Origin of the sequence: Enterovirga sp. CN4-39 (assembly GCF_049446235.1) — a bacterium.
Classification (GTDB): Bacteria; Pseudomonadota; Alphaproteobacteria; order Rhizobiales; family Beijerinckiaceae; genus Enterovirga.
The window spans coordinates 206,001-213,438 of record NZ_JBMSEF010000010.1 but is presented as its reverse complement, the minus strand read 5'-3'; the positions used below and the strand labels follow the sequence as shown (position 1 = coordinate 213,438).

Annotated in this window: 8 protein-coding genes; 6 read left to right on the top strand and 2 right to left on the bottom strand. The window is 68.3% G+C overall.

From position 1 onward, the window contains the following. Together ACO2SS_RS17645 and ACO2SS_RS17640 are read right to left on the bottom strand one after the other, a co-directional pair. Nucleotides 1–210: hypothetical protein (locus ACO2SS_RS17645; RefSeq protein WP_423279068.1), on the bottom strand; the 210-nt coding region annotated here is incomplete at its 3' end. Between the two features lie 82 nt (nt 211–292). Continuing rightward, nucleotides 293–1,153 (bottom strand): tetratricopeptide repeat protein, encoded by an 861-nt coding sequence (locus tag ACO2SS_RS17640; RefSeq protein ID WP_423279067.1) that lies wholly within the window; start codon nt 1,151–1,153, stop codon nt 293–295. Between the two features lie 290 nt (nt 1,154–1,443). Between ACO2SS_RS17640 and ACO2SS_RS17635 the strand changes: the two genes are divergently transcribed. The 6 genes from ACO2SS_RS17635 to ACO2SS_RS17610 are packed head-to-tail and all read left to right on the top strand — an operon-like array spanning nt 1,444 to nt 7,402. Further along, a complete protein-coding gene (locus tag ACO2SS_RS17635) occupies nt 1,444–3,675 on the top strand; it encodes a TonB-dependent receptor (protein WP_423279066.1) in 2,232 nt (743 codons plus the stop codon). Nucleotides 3,676–3,730: 55 nt separating this feature from the next. Then, a complete protein-coding gene (locus tag ACO2SS_RS17630) occupies nt 3,731–4,414 on the top strand; it encodes a Fe2+-dependent dioxygenase (RefSeq protein ID WP_423279065.1) in 684 nt (227 codons plus the stop codon). Between the two features lie 6 nt (nt 4,415–4,420). Beyond that, complete coding sequence (locus ACO2SS_RS17625; protein ID WP_423279064.1) at nt 4,421–5,047, top strand: PepSY-associated TM helix domain-containing protein; 627 nt, start codon at nt 4,421–4,423, stop codon at nt 5,045–5,047. Nucleotides 5,048–5,058: 11 nt separating this feature from the next. Next, nucleotides 5,059–5,568 carry a DUF2271 domain-containing protein gene (locus ACO2SS_RS17620; protein ID WP_423279063.1) on the top strand — a complete coding sequence of 170 codons (510 nt, stop codon included), beginning with the start codon at nt 5,059–5,061 and terminating at the stop codon, nt 5,566–5,568. A 14-nt stretch (nt 5,569–5,582) separates the two neighbouring features. Beyond that, nucleotides 5,583–6,392 (top strand): DUF4198 domain-containing protein, encoded by an 810-nt coding sequence (locus ACO2SS_RS17615; protein ID WP_423279062.1) that lies wholly within the window; start codon nt 5,583–5,585, stop codon nt 6,390–6,392. Then, entirely contained in the window at nt 6,392–7,402 is a 1,011-nt protein-coding gene (locus tag ACO2SS_RS17610) for an FAD:protein FMN transferase (protein WP_423279061.1), read from the top strand. The genes ACO2SS_RS17615 and ACO2SS_RS17610 overlap by 1 nt, the downstream gene beginning before the upstream one ends. Nucleotides 7,403–7,438: the final 36 nt, after the last annotated feature.

Below are 7,438 nucleotides of genomic sequence, written 5' to 3'. Positions count from 1 at the left end.
CGCCACGGGCGCCGGGTTCTGCGCGGGAGCCGGGGACGGCGCCGTCGCCGGTGCGGCGGAGGAGGGAGCGGGAGCCGCGGAGGGCGCCGGCGCGGTCGCGCCGTTTGCGCCCGGTTGAGCCCCGTTCGGAGCCTGGGCGGAGGCGGCCGCCGCTCCCAGGGCCAGGATCGTGCAGGCCGCGAGCACGCGGAAGGGTCGGACGAGGTTCATCGGGCCAGCTCGGAAAATCTGTTACTCTGTAACATGTGAGAGGATGCCAGGCTGCGGCGACGATGCCGGGCTGCGATGCGCGTCACGCAGGTTTTCGGCCGCGCGGGCCGATGAGCCTGCGCAGGAGGCCGGGCGTGTTCGAGGGAGGAGCCTCGTCCTGCTGCGGGATCCCGGCTGCCGACGCCCTATCGAGCGCGATGCGGCCGATCTCGGCGAGCGCCCGGTCATCCTGCCGGACGAGTTCGCGCCCGGCTTCCGCCAGGTAGTTCGGGGTCCCGGTCTCGAGGGAGCGCCTCAACCATCCGACCGCGCCGTCGAGGGTGCCCGCCTCGAGGAGGTGCATGGCGAGGTTGAATTGCGCCCAGCAATCGCCGGCCTCTGCGGCCCGCCCGTACCAGGACAGGGCCGCGGCCTGGTCCGGTCGCGTACCCCACCCTTCCTCGTGGCAACGGCCCACGAAGCCCATCGCCTTCGCGTTGCCGCGTCCGGCGCTGGCCAGGAACCAGCGCAGCGCCTCGGCCAGGTCGTGCTCGATCCCTTCGCCGTAGAGGAGCATGCAGCCGAGATTGTAGGCGCCCCAATCGGAGCCCTTTTCCGCCGCCTGCCGGAACCAGCGCGCGGCTACCCGATGATCGACCGGCACGCCCCAGCCGAGCTCGTGGCATCGGCCGACCATGTTGATGCCGTCGAGGCTGCCCAGCGAAGCCGCGCGGCTGAACCAGCGGAAGGCCGCAGCCGGATCGCGCGGCACGAGCTTTCCGTCGAGCAGGATCTGAGCCCAGGTCACCTGCGCGGCCCTGAAACCGTGCTCGGCGGCCGACCGCACGTAGCGCACGACGACGCGCGGCTCGGACCGGAGCACCTGCGCCCAGTCCGTGTCGCTCATCCGGCGCAGCGTTATGGCCGAAATCGTCTCCTCCGAGGTCAGACTCGCTACCGACATCTCTGATGGTGCATCCGTGCCGTGCCCTTTGGCCGGGCCTTGCCCGCCCAGTCCTGGCGCGAAGGTCGTGGTCTGCCCGGGACCATTAGAGCATGTCGGCAGGAGGTCAAGATCAACGCCCCTGAATAGCTAGCTTAGAAAGACTTCAAACTGCATCTAAGCTGTCAATCTTCTTTCTTTATAACAGGTCTAAACGACGCGGATTCCCAGTTTAGCTTGGTTCTAGAATATAATCCTTGCCTGCAAGCTTCGTTTGCTCATACAACGCGACAAGAGTTGGGGCAGAGCTGATGAACGAGTCGTTTTCGTTGCGGGATCATGGCGGGCATGCGGCGCTGGGCGCGAGCCTTGCGGCCGGCCTCGGGGCGTTTCTTCCGGCGGATGCCTGGGCCCAGGAGGCCCCGGCCACCGACCTGCCCCAGATCAGCGTGGAGGCAGCCGGCGGCTCGCCGGCGAACACGAACCTGACGCCGATCGGAACCTCGCGCTTGACCGGCAACGTCCAGGACACGCCGCAGACCATCAATGTCGTTCCGCAGCAGATCCTGGAGCAGCAGAACGTCACCACGCTGGAGCAGGCTCTGCGCAACGTGCCAGGCGTCACCGTCTCGGCCGGCGAGGGCAATGGCGGCCTGAACGGCGACCAGTTCCGGATCCGCGGCTTCCAGGCGAAGAACGACCTCTTCGTCGACGGGCTGCGCGATTTCGGCGTCTACCAGCGCGACAGCTTCAACACCGAGAGCGTCGTGGTCATCAAGGGGCCCTCCTCGGAGACCTTCGGCGTCGGCACGGTCGGCGGCGCCATCAACCAGGTCTCCAAGCGCTCCTTCCTGGGCAGCCAGATCAATGTCGACGGTTCCTTCGGGTCCGGCTTCCTCGGCCGGGGCACCTTCGACGTGAACCAGCAGATCGACGCCACCACGGCCATCCGCATCAACGGCATGGTCAACCAGCAGGACATCACCGACCGGGACAACGTGAAGTCGGACCGCTGGGGCATCGCGGCCTCGCTCGGCCTCGGGCTCGGCACCGACAAGCAGTGGCACATCAACTACTTCCACCAGTACACGGACCGCACGCCGGACATGGGCGTGCCGACGATCCTGGCGCCGGGCGCGCGCTATGCACTTCCGGCGACCGAGTTCGGCCTGCCCCGGCAGACGTCCTTCGTCCGCTCCACCGATCGGGACAAGGCCGACACGGACCTCCTGACCTCGCTCATGAAGTGGCAGGTCAATGACTGGTTCACGGTCACGAGCGACACGCGGCTCGCGTTCTATTCGCGCGATTTCTCGCAGACCAACCCGGCCGGCTGCACGCTCGCCTGCGCGACGAGCTTCCTGGCCGGTGGCAATCCGCTGGTCACCTATGGCGCCGGCGGCGGGATGAGCTTCAAGCAGACCGACTGGGGCGTCGAGAACGTCACGGCCGGTACGGCCAAGTTCACGACCGGTCCCTTCCGCCACGAGGCGGTGTTCGGGGTCAACTACTTCTACCAGGACAGCGAGCGCCAATCGCTGACGGCCGTGGGCGGGCGCCTGCCGCAGAATATCCGCACCCCGGTCTTCGCGAATGCGAGCACCTTCGTGCCGAACCTCGCCGGGCGCCGTCTGTCCGACAACGAGGATATCGGCCTCTTCGCGCAGAACCGCGTCTGGCTCATCGACCAGCTCTCGATCCTCGGCGGCATCCGCTGGGACAACTTCTCGAGCACGCTGCGCACGAGCAATGCGGCCGGGCTGCTCGGGGCGACCACCAGCAACAACAACGATTTCGTCAGTCCCAAGGTCAGCCTGATCCTCGAGCCCACGAAGGACCAGACCTTCTACATGACCTACGCGCAGTCGACCTCGCCGACGGGGCAATATGCTGCGAGCGCGACCGGCATCGAGGTTCCCTCGACCTTCCTGCCGCCGGAGCGCAGCGAGCTCTACGAGGTCGGCGCCAAGATCAACGTCTTCGACGGCAAGCTCGGCCTCACGGGTTCGATCTTCCGGGTCAACAAGGAAGGCTCGTTCGACGTCGATCCGGTCACGGGGATCGCGGTGGCGGGGCCGCTCGACGCGGGCGAGAGCCGGCGCGTCAACGGCTTCGAGATCGGCGCATCGGGCAACATCACCGAGCAGTGGAACCTGCAGCTCGCCTATGCCTATCTCGACGGCAAGGTGACGCGCACGAATACGGGGGCGAATGTCGGCAACGTCGCGCCTTACGTGCCGGAGAACAACTTCTCCGTCTTCACGACCTACAACATCGCCCCGCATCTCTCGGTCCCGGGCAAGCTTCTGGTCGGGGGCGGCGTCTTCTATTCGTCCGACTACTTCGTGGCGAGCGACAACCTCGTCCGGATCCCGGCGACGCTCTCCGTCGACAGCCTGATCTCCTACGAGATCGACAACATCCGCATCGCCCTGAACGGCTACAACCTGACGGACGAGCTGAACTACAGCGCGGCCTTCAACGGGCGCGCGACCCCGACCTCCGGCCGCACCTTCGTGGGCAGCCTGGGCGTCCGCTTCTGACCAATCAGGCAGTCCGCCCACCCGGGCGGACTGCCGCATTTCTGGATCAAGTCTCTTGCTCGTACATGTTCGTGGCGTACTGACAGCCGAGGAGGTCGCGCATTGCCGCGCGATCCTCGAGAGCTCGTCCTGGATCGACGGAAAGGCGACCGCCGGCGAGGTCGCGGCCAGGGCCAAGCGCAACCTCCAGGTGCCGGAGAACTCGCCCGAGGCGCGTGAGCTCGGCGACATCATCCTGAAGGCGCTCGGCCGCAACCCGATCTTCAACTCGGCCGCGCTGCCGCTCCGCGTGCTGCCGCCGATGTTCAACCGCTACGACGAGGGAATGTCCTTCGGGGCGCATGTCGACGGCGCCATCCGGGCGGTCCCGGGCGCGGGGATGCGCATGCGGGCCGACGTCTCCACGACGCTCTTCCTGACCGACCCGGCCGATTACGACGGCGGCGAGCTGATCGTCGAGGATTCCTACGGCAGCCATTCCGTGAAGCTGCCGGCAGGCGACATGGTCGTTTATCCCACGACCTCGCTGCACCGCGTGGAGCCGATCACGCGGGGCTCGCGCTGGTCGTCCTTCTTCTGGACGCAGTCGATGGTGAAGGATGACGGCAAGCGCACCCTCCTCTACGACCTCGACCTCGCCATCATCGAGACGCGCAAGAGCCTGCCGGATGACAGCCGTGCCGTCGTGGCGCTCACCAATTCCTACCACAACCTGCTGCGCCGCTGGGCCGAGCTGTGAGCCGGCGTGACGACCGCAAGCAAGAAGAAGCGCCGGTCGTACTGGCTGAAGCAGCTCCACCTCTGGCACTGGGTCTCGTCGGCGATCTGCCTCGTCGGGCTCCTGCTCTTCACGGTGACGGGCATCACGCTGAACCACGCCGCGGAGATCGAGGGGAAGCCGAAGGTCTTCACGCGCGAGGCGCAGCTGGCTCCGGCGCTGGCGGGCGCGCTCGCGCCTGCGCCGCAGAAGGGCAGGGCGCCGCTCCCGGCCGAGGTCGCGGCCTGGCTCGGAGCCGAGCTCGGGCTCGACCTCCGGAGCCGCGAGGCGGAATGGTCGGCGGGCGAGGCCTATGTGTCGCTGCCCCGGGCGGGCGGGGATGCCTGGCTGACGGTGGCGCGCGACACGGGCGAGGTCGTCTACGAGCGGACGGACCGCGGCTGGATCTCCTACCTGAACGACCTGCACAAGGGCCGGAATACCGGCACCGTCTGGAAGTGGTTCATCGATTTCTTCGCGGTGGCCTGCCTCGTCTTCACGCTCACCGGGCTCGTCCTGCTGCAGCTCCATTCGCACAACCGGCCGAGCACCTGGCCCCTCGTGGGCTTCGGGCTGCTGGGGCCGGTCCTGCTTCTGCTCTTCTTCATTCACTGAGACGCTGACCGATGCGCCTTCTCGTCTATGCCGCCGCGGGCGGCCTTGCCGCCACGCCGCTCGCCGCGGCGGAGCTCCTGGTCTCGGTCGAGATCCCGCGCCTGAACGTATCCGAGTACCACCGGCCCTATGTGGCCGTCTGGCTCGAGGGCGCGGGCCAGAAGGTGACCAATCTCGCCGTCTGGTACGACGTCGACATGAAGAACGGCGAGGGCACGAAGTGGCTCAAGGACATGCGCACCTGGTGGCGCAAGTCCGGCCGCGAGCTCGAGATGCCGGTCGACGGCCTGAGCGGCGCGACGCGCCCGCCGGGCAAGCACCAGCTCGCCTTTGCGGGCGACAAGGCCCCGCTCGCCGGCCTGCAGGCTGGCGAATACACGCTCGTGATCGAGGCTGCCCGCGAGGTCGGCGGGCGCGAGATCCTGCGTGTCCCCTTCCAGTGGCCGCCCTCCGGCCCGGCCAAGGCCGACGGCAAGGGCGAGACCGAACTCGCGGCCGTCGCGGTCGAACTGAAGCCCTGATCGAGGAGATCCCCATGCGCAACCGCATCAAGCTCGCCATCCTGGGCCTCGCGGCCGCGACCGCCCTCGCCACGCCGGCGCTCGCCCATCGGCAATGGCTGCTTCCCTCGGCGACGATCCTGTCCGGCGACGACCAGTGGGTCACGGTCGACGCGGCGGTCTCCAACGACCTCTTCTATTTCGAGCACGTGCCCCTGCGGCTCGACAACCTGGCGGTCTTCGCCCCTGACGGCTCCCCCGCCAAGGCCGAGAACCAGTCGACGGGCAAGTACCGCTCGACCTTCGACGTCCAGCTCTCGAAGCCCGGCACGTACAAGATGGCCGTCACCAACGAGGGCGTCTTCGGCAGCTACAAGCTGAACGGCGAGCAGAAGCGCTTCCGCGCCATGGGCGGCAAGGTGCCGGAGATCCCGGAGGGGGCGACGGATGTCCGCCTGTCCCAGAACATGGGGCGGCTCGAGATCTTCGTGACCGCCGGCAAGCCGACCGAGACCGTGCTGAAGACGACCGGCAAGGGGCTCGAACTCGTCGCCGAGACGCATCCCAACAACCTCGCGGCCGGCGAGGAGGCGAAGTTCGCCCTCGTGCTGGACGGGCAGCCGGCCGCGGATGTGGAGATCGAGGTGGTGCCGGGCGGCAACCGCTACCGCTCCAAGCTCGGCGACTTCAAGGTAAAAACCGACAAGGACGGCAAGTTCACGGTCAAGTGGCCGGACGCCGGCATGTACTGGATCTCGGCCTCCGTCCAGGACGACAAGGCGACCATCAAGAACGCCCGCCGGCGCGCCAGCTACACGGCCACGCTGGAAGTCATGCCGCAATAATGGCCACGGAACCGGCGCGCCGTCCTTCGCGGCGCGTCCTCGTTCCCGCCGTCTCCGGTCCCTTCCTGCGCCCGGCCGGTCCCGTCCGGACCTTCGCGGGCGACACGATGGGGACCGGCTGGTCGGTGAAGCTCGCCGGCCGCCCCGACGTGACCGACGCGGCCATCGAGGCGGCGATCCGGCAGGCGCTGGACGGGGTCATCGCGGAGATGAGCGGCTGGAACCCGGCCTCCGACCTCGTCCGCTACAACCGAGCTCCTCCCGGGACCTGGCACGCGCTGCCGGACGGGTTCCTGGCGGTCCTCCGGTGCGCCCTCCGCATCGCCGAGCTGAGCGAGGGCGCCTTCGACCCGACGCTCGGCGCCCTGGTCGAGAGCTGGGGTTTCGGACCGTCAGGGCCGATCGCCGGATTTCCCGAGCCGGCCGCCCTCGACGGTCATCGCCGCGCCTGCTTCTGGCGCGGGCTGCGCCTCGAGAGCCGGAGCCTTTTCCAGCCGGGCGGGCTGAGCCTCGACCTCTCGGGAATCGCGAAAGGCTTTGCCGTGGACCAGGTCGCGGCCGCGCTCCGCGGCCTCGGTCTCTCGAGCGTCCTGGTCGAGATCGGCGGGGAGCTGCGCGGGGAGGGCGTGAAGCCCGACCTGTCCCCCTGGTGGGTCGCCCTGGAGCAGCCGCCCGGGACCGTCGGGCTGCCGGAAACGCTCGTCGCCCTCCACGGTCTCTCCGTCGCCACCTCGGGCGATTACCGCCGCGTCCGGGAGGTCGGCGGCAGGCTCATGTCCCACACGATCGACCCTGCGACCGGTGCGCCGACGAACTCGGCCCTCGCGTCGGTGAGCGTGCTCCACGAAAGCTGCATGGAGGCGGATGCCTGGGCGACCGCCCTGACGGTCCTCGGGCCGGACAAAGCCATGCAAGTCGCCGCGAGACACGGCATCGCGGCTCACTTCCTTCTCCGTGAAGGCGGTGGTTTTCGCGAGATGTGCAGCCCCGCGCTGGAAGCCCTTTCCTAGCGAAAACGCGGCTCTGATTGACGCACGCCCGTCGCC